This window comes from Micromonospora sp. LOL_015, assembly GCF_048060275.1.
In the GTDB taxonomy this organism is placed as follows: domain Bacteria; phylum Actinomycetota; class Actinomycetes; order Mycobacteriales; family Micromonosporaceae; genus Micromonospora_E.
On the sequence record NZ_JBHMIO010000009.1, the window covers coordinates 38,717 to 53,160 of the forward strand.

Sequence of the window (14,444 nt, forward strand, 5' to 3'; positions counted from 1 at the left end):
ATTGGAGGCACCATGGCGCAGCGGCTGCCGATCAGCCTGGCCTGCTGGGACTACGACCGCACCCGGGCACTGCGGGAGGGCATGGTACGGCCGACCGGCGTTGACCTGACCTACCTGCCGCTGCCGCCCGAGGAGACCTTCTTCCGGATGCTGCGCTGGCAGGAGTTCGACGTCGCGGAGATGTCCCTGTCGTCGTACGTGCTGTCGCTGTTCGCCGACGAACCGCCGTTCGTGGCGATCCCGGTCTTCCCGTCCCGGGTGTTCCGGCACGGCTCGATCTACCTGGCACCGTCGTCGCCGATCCGCGACCCGGCCGAGCTGGCCGGCCGTACGGTCGGGATCCCCGAGTACCAGATGACCGCCGCCGTGTGGATCCGCGGCATCCTGGCCGAACACCATGGGCTGCCGGTCGACGGGGTCAGCTACCGCACCGGCGGTCTGCACCACGCCGGCCGGCAGGAGAAGCTGCGGCTGGACCTGCCGGACCGGTTCGACGTACGGCCGATCGGCGCGGGCGAGACGCTCGACGGACTGTTGCGCGGCGGCGCGATCGACGCCCTGTACACCGCTCGGGCACCCCGGTCGTTCGAGCCGGCCGCCGGCCCGGACCGGGTCCGTCGACTGTTCGCCGACCCGGTCGCCGCCGAACGGGCGTACCTGCGGGCCACCGGCATCTTCCCGATCATGCACACGGTGGTGCTGCGCCGCGACGTCTACCAGCGGCACCGGTGGCTGGCCCGGGCGCTGCTGGACGCGTTCACCGAGGCTAAGGACCAGGTCTACGCCGAACTGCGGGAGGTGACCGCGTTGAAGGTCAGCCTGCCGTGGGTGGTGCCGGCCGCAGAGGAGGCGGCGGCGCTGCTGAGCGACGACTTCTGGCCGTACGGCGTCGAACCCAACCGGACGGTGCTGGAGACGTTTCTGCGCTACTCGCACGAGCAGGGCCTGGCTCGGCGGCGGCTGAACCCGGCGGAGCTGTTCGCCCCGGAGACCCTCGCCGACACCCTCGTCTGAACCCGACACCCGACACACGCTGGTCGCAGTCCGGACCGGCTAGGACACGGCGGACCGGCGCAGCAGGGCCCGCAGCGCCGGCTCCTCCACCGGCCGGGACAGGCCGAACCCCTGCCCGAACTCGCAGCCCATCGCGGTCAGCTCGGCCCGCTGGTCGTCGTTCTCAATCCCCTCGGCCACCGTGCTGAGTCGCAGTCCCCGGCTCATCGCCAGGATGGCCTGGACCACCGGCAGGCAGGTCGGATCCTCGGCGCCGATCCGGCTCACGAACAGCTTGTCGATCTTCAACTCGTCGATCGGATATCGGTGCAGGTGGCCGAGGGAACTGAACCCGGTGCCGAAGTCGTCCAGGGCGATCCGGACGCCGAGTCGACGCAGCGCGGCCAGCTGCGACTCGATCGCATCGTGCTCGGTGGCCAGGACGCTCTCGGTCATCTCCAAGGTCAGCGTGACCGGCGGCAGGCCGGAGCGTTCCAACGCGGCCAGCACGTCCGCGACCACGTCACCCAGCATGAACTGGCGCACGCTGACATTGACGTTGATCTGCAACGGTCGGCCACTGAGTCGCTGCCATCCGGCACCGGTGACACAGGCCTCGCCGAGGATCCAGCGGCCGAGTGGCACGATCAGGCCACTGCCCTCGACCAGCGGAATGAACTGGTCCGGCCGGACCATGCCGCGCTGCGGGTGACGCCACCGGACCAGCGCCTCCACTCCGCGTACCGCGCCGTCGGACAGCGCGTGGATCGGCTGGTAGTGCAGGACGAACTCGCGCCGCGACAGCGCGTCCTGCGCCTCCACCTGCAGGCGTACCCGGTCGACCGCAGCCTGGTGCAGTTCGGTGCGGTACCGCACCCGACGTGCCCGGGGCGCGGCCTTGGCAATCTGCAACGCGATGTCGGCCTCGCGCATCAGCCGGTCGGCATCGGCGTCGCCGTCGCTGACCGCGATGCCGACCCGGGCGGCGACCAGCCGCAGGTGGCCGGCCGCCTCGATCGGCCGGTCGAAGACCGCCAACAGGTCGTCAGCGATCCACTCGGTGTCGCGGGCGGCGGCCCGCTCGGCGGTCAGCAGCACCGCGAACTCGTCACCGCCGAGGGCGGCCAGCAGGTCGGTGGCCGTCAACCGGCGCCGCAGCAGGCCGGCGACCGCGACCAGCAGTTCGTCACCGGCCTGGTGGCCGAGAGCGTCGTTGACCACCTTGAACGAGTCGATGTCGAGCAGCAGCAACGCGACATCGGTGGTGCTGCCGAGCGCCACGGCCAGCCGTTCCCGCAGCAGGGCCCGGTTGGCCAGGCCGGTCAGCGGATCGTGGTACGCCTGATGGCGCAGCCGCTCGGTGAGCCGTACCCGCTCGGTGACGTCACGGACGGCGAACAACAGCCCGCGTACGTTCGGATCGTGCAGCAGGTTCTGCCCGCTGATCTCGACCGTGGCGGGCTGGTCGGCGTCCGGGGCCGCGACCCGGCACTGCAAGGTCGCCGCCGCGCCGGGATCGCCGAGCAGCCGGGCGAGCCAGGCGTCGGCCGCCGGCCGGTCCGGCGGGACGATCCAGGACAGCAGCCGGTCACCGGGCAGCCCGGCGGCGAGCCGGAACACGTCCGCCGCCGAGGGGCTCAGGTAGCTGACCGTGGTGTCCCGGTCGGTCAGCACGATCACGTCGCGCGACGACCGGACGACCGCCTCGAACCGGGCCGCCGTACCGGCCTCGAACCGGCGTACCGCGAGCAGCACCAGGCGCAGCGCCAACGACGACAGCAGCATGCCGGGTCCGTACTGGCCGAGCTGCACCTCAGCCAGGGTGCCGCCAGCGGCGAGCACGCCGGTGGTCATCGCAGCGAGGGTGAACCCGACCGAGAGCAACGCCGCGGGCAGCCCACCGTAGAGCGCGCGCAGCGCGGTGCCGACGAACAGCACCCCACCGGCCGGCAGCGCCCCGGCCGCCCAGATCACCACACCGACGGCGACGGCGACGAGCAGGTCATGGGCGATCGTCGGTCGTTCCCGCCGGTACAGCCGCACGGCGAGCGCCGCCAGGACGGCGACGGCGGGTAGCACCGGCCAGGAGCGGCTCGGCTCGACCACCGGCGAGATCAGCCACTGTGGAATCACAATGGCCAGGCAGGCCAGCAGGAAGGCCAGGAAGGCTCGGCGCACCACCGGCAGTAACGGCTGGTTCGCCCCGACCTTCACCCAGGAGCGCAGCGCGGTCGACCACTGCCGGCGACGTCCAGAGGCCATGTCCGCCAGACTACGGCCTGCGATCATGGTCTGGGGGGCCGACACTCCAGCGTTTGGTGTCCCTGGTGGACTGTTCGGTGGATACCGCAGGCCGGGCTGCCGGTGTTAGCGACCAGTTCGTCACAACAAGTTGGACCGGTGGAATCCGCCATCGACCGGAATCATCGCCCCGGACAGGTACGACGAGTCCTCCGAACACAAGAAGGCGATGGCCGCGGCGAACTCGTCGTACCCGCCGACCCGGCCCAGGTGCACGGCCCGGTCGAGATGCTGCTGGCGGTCCCGGGTCCGGTTGGGAAACGGCGCGTTGCCGACGACGATCCCGTTCGACGAGATCCCGCGGGACCCGTACTCCTTGGCGATCGAGGCGACCAGGGCACCCATTCCGGCCTTGGCGGCAGCGTAGGCCGCACCGTTGACCTGGCCGTTGGTGCCGGAGATCGAGCCGATGCCGACGATGTGCCCGCGCTCGGCGGCCAGCATGCCGGGCAGTACGGCCCGGGCGCAGAGGAACGCCGAGGTGAGGTTCAACGCGAGGAAACCACTCCAGTCCTCGAGGCTGGCGTCGGCCACCGCCGCCCAGGCGGCTCCGGGCAGTGTTCCACCGGCGTTGTTGACCAGGATGTCGACCGGGCCGTACCGGTCGACCACCTCGGCGACCAGGTCGGCCACCTGGTCGGCCGAGGTGACGTCGGCCCGACCGGCGACTGCCCGGCCGGGCAGGTCAGCGGCGGCCGCCCGGGTCTCGGCGATGCCGTCGGGATTGATGTCGTTGACGACGACCGTCGCTGACTCGGCGGCGAACCGCAGCGCGGTGGCCCGGCCGATCCCCCGGCCGGCGCCGGTGACCAGAGCAACCTTTCCGGTGAATCTCCCGGGCATCCCGTCAGCCTTTCCGGAACAGGGGGTTGCGGGCGTTTTCGCTGATCACAACCATGGTGGCAAAGCGCCAGCCGACATCGGGTTCACGTCGCATGCCGAACAGGTAGGCACCTTCGTGCTCGCCCCGGCGAAACTGCGGGCCGTCGCCGCTGGTCGCGACGAGGCTGTACACGGCGGCGACCGAGGCGGTCCGGCCGTCATCGGCGACCCGGATCACCGGAGGATGGATGAGGTGACGCAGTTCGTAGGAGTTGATCACATCGACGGACGGTGGCCCGTCGGCGTCACCGGAGCGGGGCAGGACCGGGCGGATGTACAGCTCGCGGAGCTTCTCCTTGCCCTTGACGGTCTCGTTCAGGGTGCCGCGCAACTGCCGCTCGAAGTCCTCGGTGTAGTACTCCAGCAGGTCGTCCCAGCGACGCCGGTCGCACAGCCAGCCGTAGAGCATCACCAGGTCGGCGATCCGGCGGTGGTCCTCGGCAAGGGCCACCCGCTGCTCGACCGTCTCCGGGGTCCGCTCGGGCAGTTGGACCACGGCGATCAGTTCGTCGAGTTCGTCGTCAGTCATCGGGTCTCCACGTTTCGGGCAGGTAACGGGGTCTCGCTCAAAGTACCAAGCGCTTGTTAGGCTGGCAACGTGCGATCCGATGAACCGGCTCCGTTGCTCGCCGTCGAGAATCTCGCCACGAGTTTCTCGACGCCGCGGGGTGTGCTGCGCGCCGTCGACGGGGTCTCCTTCACCCTCGCGCCCAGCGAGGCGCTCGGCGTCGTCGGCGAATCCGGGTCCGGCAAATCGGTGCTGGTCCGCACCGTCATGAACATCCTGCCCCGGCAGGCGCAGGTCGCGGCGGAAAGTCGGATCCTGTTCGAGGGCCACGAGGTACGCGACCGACGAGGCGCCGCCGCCCGGCACTTCTGGGGCGCCGAGGTGGCCATGGTGTTCCAGGACCCGATGACGTCGCTCAACCCGGTCCGCACCATCGGTCGGCAACTCACCGAGCCGATGCGTCACCACCTAGGGCTCAGCAGACGGGCCGCCGACACTCGTGCCGCCGAACTACTCGCCGAGGTCGGCATCAGCGAGCCGGTCCGACGGCTGCGGCAGTACCCGCACGAGCTCTCCGGCGGCATGCGGCAACGCGTCATGATCGGCATCGCGCTGTCCTGCTCGCCCAAGCTGCTCATCGCCGACGAGCCGACCACCGCGCTGGACGTGACCGTGCAGAAGGAGATCCTCGACCTGCTCGCCCGGCTGCGTACCGAACTGCGGATGGCGATGATCCTGATCAGTCACGACCTGGCCGTGGTGTCCGGCCGTACCGACCGGACGATGGTGATGTACGCCGGACGGGTGGCCGAGATCGGACCGACCACCGAGCTGTTCCGGTACACCCGGCACCCGTACACGGCGGCCCTGCTGCGCTCGACCCCTCGGATCGATCAGCCCAGCCACACCCCGCTGGAGGTGATCGCCGGCGGCGCTCCCGACCTGGTGCACCCACCGCCCGGCTGCCGCTTCGCCCCCCGCTGTCGGCAGGCCCGGCCCCGGTGTCAGCAGGAGGACCCGGCGCTGGCCGACGAACCCGGGCACCGGTACGCCTGCTTCTACCCGGTCGGCACCGAGGCCGGCGACCGCGCGCTCGCCGAGAACCTCGCCGACGGGCGGACCGGGGCCGGACTGGACCTCACGCCGGTCCGCACCGACCGGTCCACCCTCGACGGGGCGGTGAACTGATGGCCGGCACCGGCAGGGCGCACCTGCGCGACACCGACGACGTGGTGCTGCGGGTCCAGGACCTGACCGTACGGTTCCCGGCCGGCCGGGGACGCAGCGTGCAGGCGGTCTCCGGGATCAGCCTCGACGCCCGGGTCCGAGAGACCGTCGGCCTGGTCGGTGAGTCGGGCTGCGGAAAGTCCACCACCGGCCGGGCGATCCTGCAGCTGCCCCCGCCGACGAGTGGATCGGTGCGGTTCGACGGCACCGAGTTGACGGCGCTGCGCGGCGAGCGGCTGCGGCGCACCCGCACCCGACTCCAGATGATCTTCCAGGACCCGATCTCGTCGCTCAACCCCCGCCGTACCGTCCGGGACATCGTCGCCGAAGGCCTGCGGATCTGGAACCGCGAGGGCGGTCCCGCCGCCCGGCGGCGGGTGGACGAGGTCCTCGACGCCGTCGGGCTGAACCCCCGGCTGGTCGGCGACCGGCGACCGCACGAGCTCTCCGGCGGGCAGTGCCAGCGGGTCTGCATCGCCCGCGCGCTGGTGCTGGAACCAGCCGTGGTGCTCTGCGACGAACCGGTCAGCGCGCTGGACGTCTCGGTGCAGGCCCAGATCCTCAACCTGCTGGAGGAGATGAAACAGCGGTACGGCCTGACGCTGCTGTTCGTCGCCCACGACCTGGCGGTGGTGAAGCGGGTCAGCGACCGGATCGTGGTGATGTACCTGGGCAAGATCTGCGAGGTCGCATCGCCGGATGTGCTGTTCGCCCGTCCCGCCCACCCGTACACGGCGCTGCTGCTGCGCTCGATCCCGGAGCTTGACGACGGCTCCCCGGCACCGGTCCGCACCAGCGGTGAGCTGCCGTCGGCGCTCGACCCGCCGAGCGGCTGCCGGTTCCGCACCCGGTGCCCCCGCGCGGCGGATGTCTGCGCCCGCACCGAGCCGCAGTTGCGCCAGACCGGCCCGGACCAGTACGTCGCCTGCCACTTCCCGCAGGACGCGCCGGCCGACGGAGCCACCGCCGGCCGGTCGCGGCCGTGACGGGCGGCTCAGTCCCCGGCGGCCGGCGCGGCAAGCAACTCGTCGTGGCGCATCCAGTCCAGCACGTGTTCCCGACGGCTGATCAGCCAGCGGCCGTCGACCCGGACCAGTTCGTCGAGGTAGCGCAGGCCCCGGGTGCGCATCCGGGGGCCGGTGGCCGGCCGGTCGATCAGATGGGCCTGGGCGTAGGTCTGCGCCACCGCGCGGTCGCCGATCACTTCGGCGTAGTGGTTGCCGATGAAATGCATCGACGCCCGCAGGTCGACGATCTCCAGGGGGAAGCGAACCGGCGACTGGCCGGTGAAGAACGCCATGATCCGGTCGATCCCGCCGGCTACCCGTACTCCTTCGTAAATCCCCTCCACGTGGTCGGTGAAGCAGCCACGCAGCCGGTCCCAGTCCCGGCTGTCGATCGCCATGAAGTACCGGTTCACCACGTCGGCGATGGCCAGCCGGTCGGCGGTCAGCGTTTCCATGACCCGATCTCCCGTTCTTGAGTCGACGGTGCCGCGCAACCGCGGCACCCAATCGAAAGGTGTGCATGATGTCCGGATACGCCGATGACCGAGCGGCCATCGTCGAATTGTTGAACCGGTACGCGCAGTCCTGCGACCGGCGTGAGTTCGAGGCGGTCGGCGGCTGCTTCACCGACGACGCCCAGGCCGAGTACTCCGGCAAGCGGTTGCCGCGCGGCGTGCGCCACATCGTCGCGCACATGGCGCCGCTGGCCCGACTGGCCGCCAGCCAGCACGTGGTCGGCTCGGCCACCATCGAGGTCGACGGCGACTCGGCGGTCGCCAGCTCGTACACGGTGGCCCACCTGGTCCGGCCGGTGCCGGACGGCCACGAGGTGGTGCACCGAGGACTGCACTACGCCGACCGGCTGATCCGCACCGGCGACGGCTGGCGGATCAGTGAACGGGTGCACCAGGTGCTCTGGAGCACCAGCTCGCCGACCACCTGGCCGGTGCCCCGGTTCACCACCGCCGCCCAGCCGGCCGACTGACCGGTCGTCGCAGGCAAACCCGGGGGTGCAGACAGAGATCCGGGTGGGTCCGGCATCGCCGGGCTCACCCGGACGCCGTCAGGTCGTCGACAGCGTCCCCAAGGCGGCCGACCGCGGCCACCAGACCCGCCGGATCCAGCATGCTGAACGACAGGCGCAGGTGCCGGGGGTAGGCGTCGGCCAGCGAGAACTCGTTACCCGGCACCACCGAGACGGCCCGGCGCATCGCGGCGCGGGCCAAGGCCAACGCGTCGATCCCCGGAGCCTGGACGCCGGCCCAGACGAACATCCCGCCGTCCGGCATCGAGGTGGCCAGCCGGCCGGCCAGCCGGCCGGCCACCGCCCCGGTCAGGGCTTCGGCCCGCACCCGGTAGAGGTCCCGCAGCCCGGCCAGATGCCCGGCGAACCAGTCCGGATCGGCCAGTAGCTCGACGAGCAGCCGTTGGCTCAACGCGGCGGAGTTCAGGTCGGTGGCCTGCTTGGCCACCGCTAGCGGCCGGTGCAGCCACCGGGGCGCGCACAGGTAGCCGACCCGCAGCCCGGGTGCCACCAGCTTGGAGAAGCTACCGAGGTAGACCACCTGCTCGGCGGCGTCGGCGGCGACCGGCGGCAGGTCCGCTCCGGCGAACCGCAGCTGACCGTACGGGTCGTCCTCGACGATGAGGAAGCCGTACCGGGCCGCGAGCTGCGCCAGTCGGGTACGCCGTCGCGCGGTGAGGGTGCGTCCGCTCGGGTTGGAGAAGTTCGGCACCAGGTAGCACAGCTTCGGCCGCAACCCGGCCCGCAGCCGCCCGGCCAGCAGCTCGGTGTCCATCCCGTCGTCGTCGACCGGCACCTCGACGATTCTCGGCTGGTAGCCGGCCAACGCCCGCAGCGCCCCGACGTAGGCCGGCGACTCGACCACCGCCACGTCACCGGGGTCCAGCAGCACCTTGCCGATCAGGTCGAGCGCTTGTTGCGATCCGGTGGTGACCAGCAGCCGCCCGGTCGGGTCGGGCAGCCGCAGCCGGCCGGCCAGGTCGGCACCGACCAGGTCGAGCAGGTCCGGGTCGCCCTCGGTGGCCGAGTACTGCAGGGCGGAGCCGCCCGCGCCGGCCAGTGCCCGCTCGGCCGCCGCGGCGACCGCCCGCGCCGGGAACGCCTCGGCCGGCGGCAGCCCGCCGCCGAGCGACAGCAGGGCCGGCCCGGGTACCTCGCCGGCGGGTGGCCGGGCCGCCGCCGCGACCAGCTCCCGCAGCTTCGACGGACGCATCCCGGCGGTACGGGCGGCGAACTCGGGTCGGGCGGTCATCGTGTTCCTTCCGTGGACGTCGGTGCGGCACCTGGTGCAGGCGCGCCAACTGGCCGGAGTGGCGTCAGCCCATCGACCATCCGCCGTTGGCCCGGATCAGCTGCCCGGTGACGAAGCGGGCGGCGTCGGAGACCAGGTAGAGCACCAGCAGCGCCTGGTCCTGCGGGTCGCCGACGATGTTCAGCGGCGAACGGGCCGCCATGCCGGCCAGCCACTGACGCTTGCGCTCGGCGTCGACGGTGCCGTCGGCGGCGGTGAAGTTGCGGGCGCTGAAATTGGTCAGGGTGGCGCCAGGCGCGATCGCGTTGACCCGTACCCCTTTCGGGCCGAGCTCCAGGGCGAGGGTCCGGGTCATCCCGACGACGGCGAGTTTGCCGAGGTGGTACAGCCCGTAGCCGGCGGCGGGCAGGTCGGCGGCGGTCGACGAGATGTTCACGATGGCTCCGTGGCCCTGGCGGGTCATCACCGCAGCGGCGGCCTGGCAGCCGTACAGCACGCCCTTGACGCTGATCGCGAACTCGGCGTCGAGGTCCGCGCCGGTGACCTCGGTCAGGTCGCGGACCAGCGACGGTACGCCGGCGATGTTGCACGCGATGTCGAGGCCGCCGTACCGGTCGACGGCGGCGGCGGCCAGGGCGTCCAGGTCGGCCCGACGGCTGACGTCGGTGTACTGGAAGCTGGCCCGACCACCGGCGTCGGTGATCGCGGCGACGGTCACCGCGCCGCGCTCGGCGTCGATGTCGGCGACCACCACGGCGGCGCCGACCCGGGCGAGGGTCTGCGCGACCGCCTGACCGATTCCGCTGCCGGCACCGGTGACCGCGGCCACCCGGCCGTCCAGCCGGAACGCCGACTCGTCCATCCGCATGATGTACCTCCTGCTGCTCGGGTCGAGGGCGGCCAGGTTCCGGACGTTGTCGTCAGACCTGCAAGTCCCGGGGATCCCAGCGGGCCCGGGCACGCTCCCCGACGATGTTCAGGCTGAAGACGGTGAGGAACATGAACACGCCGGGGATCAGCGGTACGTGCGGGTGCCGGCGCAGCTCCCGCAGGCCACCCTCGGCGATCATGTTTCCCCAGGACGGGGCGGGCTGCTGCAGCCCGAGGCCGAGGAAGGCCAGCGATCCTTCCGCGACGATCAGCACGGCGGCGACGATGAAGGCGTAGGAGACCAGCGGCAGTGCCACGTTGGGCAGCAGTTCGCGGATCAGGATCCGGGTGTGCCGGGCGCCCATCGCCCGGCTGGCGGTGACGAACTCCCGTTGGGCGAACAGCAGCGTGTTGGCCCGGGCCAGCCGGATCATCGTCGGGATGCCGACCACGGCCAGGGCCAGACCGCTCTTGAGCACCGCCTCCGGCACGGTCCGGGGCGGGCCGAGCACCGCGGCGAAGGCGATCAGCAAAACGAGGGCGGGGATCACCAGGGCGGCGTCGGCAAAGACGCCGATCACCACGTCCACCCAGCCACGGAAGTAGCCGGCGATCATGCCTACCGCACCGCCGATCAGCAGGCTGACCAGCACGGTGCAGCCGACGGTCAGCAGGCTCACCCGGGCTCCGTAGATGGACCGGGCCAGCAGGTCGAGACCGAAGCCGTTGGTGCCCAGCGGGTTGGCCGAGAACAGGTCGGGTCGGGCGTAGCCGGCGATCCCGATCGTCTGGGTGGTGTCGTCGGCGTTGCCCAGCGGCAGCAGGTCGGCGAGCAGGGCGCAACCGGTGAGAACGACCAGCCAGCCGAGGCTGAACCAGAAGGCGAGGTCGATCCGACGGCGTCGGGTACGGCTGGGCTCAGGCATGCCGCCTCCGGATCCGTGGGTCCAGGTAGCCGTACAGCACGTCGACGGTGAGGTTCAGCAGCAGGTAGATGACCGCGATCAGCAGTACGCCGCCCTGCACCAGCTTGTAGTCGTTGCTCTGCGCCGCGTTGATGATCACGTTGCCCACCCCGGGCAGTACGAAGACCGCCTCGACGATGATCGTGCCGCCCAGCAGGCGGCCGGCGCTCACCCCGGCCAGAGTGATCAGCGAGAACGACGAGGGGCGCAGCGCCTCCCGGAGCATGATGTGCCAGCCGGGCATGCCCTTGGCCTTCGCGGCCAGGATGAAGTCCTCCTGCAGGGTGGCGACCAGGTCGCCGCGCAGCAGCCGGGCGAAGACCGGGGCCTCGGCCAACGCCAGGGTGAGCGCGGGCAGGAAGGCGTGCCACAGGTTCTGGCCCAGACCGTCGTCGGACGGCCGGGACCACTGTCCGAGTGGGAACCAGTCCAGGTGGATGGCGAACACCAGCAGCAGGAGCAGGCCGACCAGGAACGGCGGGACCGAGATGACGCCGATGGTGCCGGCCGAGATCCACCGGTCGACCAGCCCGCCGGCCCGGTACGCCGACCACATCGCCAGCGGGACGGCGATCAGCAGGGCCAGCACGATGGCCATCGCGGCGAGCTGCAGGTTCACCGGGAACGCCCGCAGCAGCCGGTCGGAGACGTTCTCGATCGGCGGGACCAGGTTCTGGCCGAGGTCGCCGCGCAGTACGCCGCCGAGCCATTCGAGGTAGCGCTGCACGGGCGGCTGGTCCAGCCCCATCTCGGTCCGGATGCGCTGGTAGTCGGCGGGCGTACCGGCGTTGCCGAGCACCTGCGCGGCGGGGTCGCCCGGCCCCAGTTGGAGCAGGACGAACGTACCCACGCTGACCAGGAACAGCACCGGGACGAGCAGGGCCAGCTTGACGGCCACCGTCCGTAGCATCAGTGCTCCTCCTCTCGTCGTCGCCGGGTCACACCAGCGGGGCCGGCCCGCCGTCGACCTCGATGGTCTGACCGGTCAGGTACGACGCCGCGTCGCTGGCCAGCCATCGGATCGCCGCGGCGATCTCGGCGGGTGCGCCGATCCGGCCGAGGACCGCGATCCGGCCCATCGCGTCGATCTCGGCGGCGCTGCGGTTGCGCTCCATCAACGGGGTACGGACCGGTCCGGGTGCGACGCAGTTGACCCGGACCCCGGCGGGGCCGTGGTCGATGGCCAGCGCCCGGGTCAGTCCGACCACGCCGGCCTTGGCGGCGCAGTACGCCGGGTTGGCCCGCATGCCGCGCAGTCCGGCCCCGGACGAGACGTTGACGATGGCCCCGCCGACCGCGGTCAGCTGCGGCAGCGCGGCCCGGCACATCAGGTAGACCGAGGTGAGGTTGAGCGACAGCCAGCGGTCCCACTCGGCGAGGTCGATGTCGATCACGGTACGGCCGGGCCGGCTGCCGCCCACCACGTTGATCAGCGCGTCCAGCCGCCCGTACCGGGTGGTGGCCGCGTCGACCGCCATGGCGGCGCCGGCCTCGGTGGTCGCGTCGGCGACGACGGTCGCCACGCGGTCAGCGCTGGCCGGATCGGCACCGGCCAGGTCGGCGGCGGTCGCCGCCAGCCCGGCCGCGTCGACGTCGGCCAGCACCAGCCGGTGTCCGGCCTCGGCGAAGGACCGTGCGGTGGCCGCCCCGATCCCGTGGGCGGCCGCAGTGATCAGGGCCACCGGGGGTGCCGGGGTGGCGCCGGCAACGCCGGCACCACCCCGGCCGGTGACCCGCGCCGACGGGTCAGCGGCGTCGGTCGCGGATCGTCCGGTCATCCCCGCGTCGCCCGACCGAGCAGCACCACGGTGTTGACGCTCTGCAGCACGTCGCCGACCTCGTCGGAGATCAGCACGACCTCCGGCTGCGCGGTCAGCGCGAGGAACGGCACGTCCTCGGCGTACGCCCGGGCGATGGTGCTGATCGCGGCTTTCACCTCGGCCTCGCTGCCGGCGCCCCGCCCGGCGGCGATCGCCTCGTCGACGGTGGGATTGACGTAGCCGGAGAAGTTGCCACCGCCGGTGGTGACGTAGGTCGAGTTGAAGTCGCGGTTGAGGGCGAAGAACGGCTCGGCGTCGGAGATCGACGAGCCGAAGCAGGCCAGGTCGAAGTCCTTGCGCACGATGACCGCCGAGGTGTTTGCGGCGATCTCCTGCTGGTCGGTGAGGTCGACCTGCATACCGGCCGCCTCCAGCATGCCCTGTACCGCGGTCCCCCAGGTCGGCAGGCCGGTGTGGCAGCTGATCCGGATGCGCCCGTTCCAGCCGTCGGCCTTGGCCTGCTCGACGAGCTCGCGGGCCCGCTCGATGTCGTAGGCCGGTCCTTCGACACCGTTGTACCAACGGGACTCTTCGGAGATCAGGTCGCTGGACATGGAGCCGGCACCGCCGTACACCCGCTGTTTGAGCGTCTCCAGGTCGATGGCGGCGGCTACCGCCTGCCGGACCCGCTTGTCGGCGGTGGGTGCGGTGGACTCCAACTGGGTGCCGTCCGGTCGGCCCTCGCATCGGGGCGCCGGTTCACCTTCCTGGCAGGTGATCGGGAAACCGTTGTTCATGATCAGGGTGTCGTTGGCGGAGTACTGGACCCGGATGCCCTCGGCACCGTCCGCCTCGGCGTCCGCGATCGCCCCGGCGTCACGCAGGAAGGCCAGGTCGACGCTGCCCGCGCGGAACGCCTCGTAGGTCTGCGGCCCGTCACCGGCGTGGATGAACCGCACCCCGTCCAGCGGGACCTCGCCGCCCCAGTAGTCGGGGTTGCGGGTGAGGGTCAGCGACTCGTCGGGCCGGAACTCGTCGAAGACGAACGGCCCGGCACCGGCGCCCTGTGGGTTGGTGCCGAACGCGTCGCCCTGGGCGGCCACCGCCGCCGGGTTGACCACCATCCCGGGGGTCCCGGCGAGGGCGAACGGGAAGTTGTTCCACGGGAAGGCGAGGGTGAACACCACCGTCAGGTCATCGGGGGTGGCGTAGTCGGTGATCGGCGCGACCAGCGAACTGGCGTTGGACCGCGCCTCGGTGTGCCGTTGCATGTTCGCCACGACGGCCGCCGAATCGTACGGCGCGCCGTCGCTGAAGGTGATCCCGGAACGCAAGGTGAGGGTCCACTGGGTGAAGTCGTCGCTGGGGGTCAGCGAATCGGCGGTCTGCGGCTCGAAGGCGCCGCTGGCCGGGTCGTACCGCATGATCGTGTCGTAGAGCGCCGCGAGCTCCGCGCCGCCGGAGTTGCCGGTGCCAGCCACCTGAACCGGATCGAGTGACTGGGTGGCGGACCAGGTGGCCATGGTGATCGTGCCGCCGGTCTCGTTGGTTTCGTTGTCGTCTCCGCAGGCGGTGACGGTGGCGAGCAGCAGCCCGGCCACCGCGACACGGGCGGTCGCCCCGTTCCACTTGTATTCCCGACCAGTTGCCATCTG

Annotated in this window: 14 protein-coding genes; 4 read left to right on the plus strand and 10 right to left on the minus strand. The window is 71.5% G+C overall.

Annotated elements, in window-relative coordinates; translation table 11 throughout:
- Positions 1–12 precede the first annotated feature (12 nt).
- Positions 13–1,014, plus strand: a complete 1,002-nt coding sequence (locus tag ACFHWU_RS10895; RefSeq protein ID WP_416553292.1) for an ABC transporter substrate-binding protein — start codon at positions 13–15, stop codon at positions 1,012–1,014.
- A gap of 39 nt (positions 1,015–1,053) precedes the next feature.
- Here the strand turns inward: ACFHWU_RS10895 and ACFHWU_RS10900 are convergent, their stop codons facing one another.
- The 3 genes from ACFHWU_RS10900 to ACFHWU_RS10910 all read right to left on the minus strand — a co-directional run bounded on the left by ACFHWU_RS10900 (position 1,054) and on the right by ACFHWU_RS10910 (position 4,705).
- On the minus strand, positions 1,054–3,255 hold the full coding sequence (locus ACFHWU_RS10900) for a putative bifunctional diguanylate cyclase/phosphodiesterase (protein WP_416590451.1): 2,202 nt from the start codon (positions 3,253–3,255) through the stop codon (positions 1,054–1,056).
- A gap of 120 nt (positions 3,256–3,375) precedes the next feature.
- The gene (locus tag ACFHWU_RS10905; RefSeq protein WP_416553296.1) at positions 3,376–4,137 is read right to left on the minus strand and encodes an SDR family NAD(P)-dependent oxidoreductase; all 762 of its coding nucleotides are present in this window, start codon (positions 4,135–4,137) and stop codon (positions 3,376–3,378) included.
- A 4-nt stretch (positions 4,138–4,141) separates the two neighbouring features.
- Complete coding sequence (locus tag ACFHWU_RS10910; protein ID WP_416553298.1) at positions 4,142–4,705, minus strand: nuclear transport factor 2 family protein; 564 nt, start codon at positions 4,703–4,705, stop codon at positions 4,142–4,144.
- A 69-nt stretch (positions 4,706–4,774) separates the two neighbouring features.
- On the opposite strand from ACFHWU_RS10910, the gene ACFHWU_RS10915 reads away from it, so the two are divergent.
- Both ACFHWU_RS10915 and ACFHWU_RS10920 read left to right on the plus strand, forming a co-directional pair.
- A complete protein-coding gene (locus ACFHWU_RS10915) occupies positions 4,775–5,872 on the plus strand; it encodes an ABC transporter ATP-binding protein (protein WP_416553300.1) in 1,098 nt (365 codons plus the stop codon).
- Positions 5,872–6,897, plus strand: a complete 1,026-nt coding sequence (locus tag ACFHWU_RS10920) for an ABC transporter ATP-binding protein (protein WP_416553302.1) — start codon at positions 5,872–5,874, stop codon at positions 6,895–6,897. The genes ACFHWU_RS10915 and ACFHWU_RS10920 overlap by 1 nt, the downstream gene beginning before the upstream one ends.
- A gap of 8 nt (positions 6,898–6,905) precedes the next feature.
- Here ACFHWU_RS10920 and ACFHWU_RS10925 read toward each other — a convergent pair whose 3' ends face one another.
- Positions 6,906–7,373: a nuclear transport factor 2 family protein gene (locus tag ACFHWU_RS10925; RefSeq protein WP_416553304.1), complete on the minus strand. Its 468-nt coding sequence runs from the start codon at positions 7,371–7,373 to the stop codon at positions 6,906–6,908.
- 65 nt (positions 7,374–7,438) lie between these two features.
- Here ACFHWU_RS10925 and ACFHWU_RS10930 point away from each other — a divergent pair, with 65 nt between their 5' ends.
- Positions 7,439–7,903, plus strand: a complete 465-nt coding sequence (locus tag ACFHWU_RS10930) for a nuclear transport factor 2 family protein (RefSeq protein WP_416590453.1) — start codon at positions 7,439–7,441, stop codon at positions 7,901–7,903.
- 64 nt (positions 7,904–7,967) lie between these two features.
- Here ACFHWU_RS10930 and ACFHWU_RS10935 read toward each other — a convergent pair whose 3' ends face one another.
- The 6 genes from ACFHWU_RS10935 to ACFHWU_RS10960 form a co-directional block, all read right to left on the minus strand.
- Entirely contained in the window at positions 7,968–9,194 is a 1,227-nt protein-coding gene (locus ACFHWU_RS10935; protein WP_416567684.1) for a PLP-dependent aminotransferase family protein, read from the minus strand.
- Positions 9,195–9,258: 64 nt separating this feature from the next.
- Positions 9,259–10,062, minus strand: a complete 804-nt coding sequence (locus ACFHWU_RS10940; protein WP_416553310.1) for an SDR family NAD(P)-dependent oxidoreductase — start codon at positions 10,060–10,062, stop codon at positions 9,259–9,261.
- A gap of 52 nt (positions 10,063–10,114) precedes the next feature.
- Complete coding sequence (locus ACFHWU_RS10945) at positions 10,115–10,990, minus strand: ABC transporter permease (protein WP_416567685.1); 876 nt, start codon at positions 10,988–10,990, stop codon at positions 10,115–10,117.
- Positions 10,983–11,939: an ABC transporter permease gene (locus tag ACFHWU_RS10950; protein WP_416553314.1), complete on the minus strand. Its 957-nt coding sequence runs from the start codon at positions 11,937–11,939 to the stop codon at positions 10,983–10,985. The genes ACFHWU_RS10945 and ACFHWU_RS10950 overlap by 8 nt, the downstream gene beginning before the upstream one ends.
- 28 nt (positions 11,940–11,967) lie before the next feature.
- Complete coding sequence (locus ACFHWU_RS10955) at positions 11,968–12,807, minus strand: SDR family NAD(P)-dependent oxidoreductase (protein ID WP_416553316.1); 840 nt, start codon at positions 12,805–12,807, stop codon at positions 11,968–11,970.
- A complete protein-coding gene (locus ACFHWU_RS10960) occupies positions 12,804–14,441 on the minus strand; it encodes an ABC transporter substrate-binding protein (RefSeq protein WP_416590455.1) in 1,638 nt (545 codons plus the stop codon). The genes ACFHWU_RS10955 and ACFHWU_RS10960 overlap by 4 nt, the downstream gene beginning before the upstream one ends.
- Positions 14,442–14,444: the final 3 nt, after the last annotated feature.

Bases quoted from the DNA above. Each gene is read 5' to 3' on its own strand.
- ACFHWU_RS10960 (WP_416590455.1), bottom strand. From the start codon at position 14,441: ATGGCAACTGGTCGGGAATACAAGTGGAACGGGGCGACCGCCCGTGTC.
- ACFHWU_RS10955 (WP_416553316.1), bottom strand. From the start codon at position 12,807: ATGACCGGACGATCCGCGACCGACGCCGCTGACCCGTCGGCGCGGGTC.
- ACFHWU_RS10940 (WP_416553310.1), bottom strand. From the start codon at position 10,062: ATGCGGATGGACGAGTCGGCGTTCCGGCTGGACGGCCGGGTGGCCGCG.
- ACFHWU_RS10920 (WP_416553302.1), top strand. From the start codon at position 5,872: ATGGCCGGCACCGGCAGGGCGCACCTGCGCGACACCGACGACGTGGTG.
- ACFHWU_RS10945 (WP_416567685.1), bottom strand. From the start codon at position 10,990: ATGCCTGAGCCCAGCCGTACCCGACGCCGTCGGATCGACCTCGCCTTC.
- ACFHWU_RS10925 (WP_416553304.1), bottom strand. From the start codon at position 7,373: ATGGAAACGCTGACCGCCGACCGGCTGGCCATCGCCGACGTGGTGAAC.
- ACFHWU_RS10910 (WP_416553298.1), bottom strand. From the start codon at position 4,705: ATGACTGACGACGAACTCGACGAACTGATCGCCGTGGTCCAACTGCCC.
- ACFHWU_RS10895 (WP_416553292.1), top strand. From the start codon at position 13: ATGGCGCAGCGGCTGCCGATCAGCCTGGCCTGCTGGGACTACGACCGC.
- ACFHWU_RS10935 (WP_416567684.1), bottom strand. From the start codon at position 9,194: ATGACCGCCCGACCCGAGTTCGCCGCCCGTACCGCCGGGATGCGTCCG.
- ACFHWU_RS10950 (WP_416553314.1), bottom strand. From the start codon at position 11,939: ATGCTACGGACGGTGGCCGTCAAGCTGGCCCTGCTCGTCCCGGTGCTG.
- ACFHWU_RS10905 (WP_416553296.1), bottom strand. From the start codon at position 4,137: ATGCCCGGGAGATTCACCGGAAAGGTTGCTCTGGTCACCGGCGCCGGC.
- ACFHWU_RS10930 (WP_416590453.1), top strand. From the start codon at position 7,439: ATGATGTCCGGATACGCCGATGACCGAGCGGCCATCGTCGAATTGTTG.
- ACFHWU_RS10900 (WP_416590451.1), bottom strand. From the start codon at position 3,255: ATGGCCTCTGGACGTCGCCGGCAGTGGTCGACCGCGCTGCGCTCCTGG.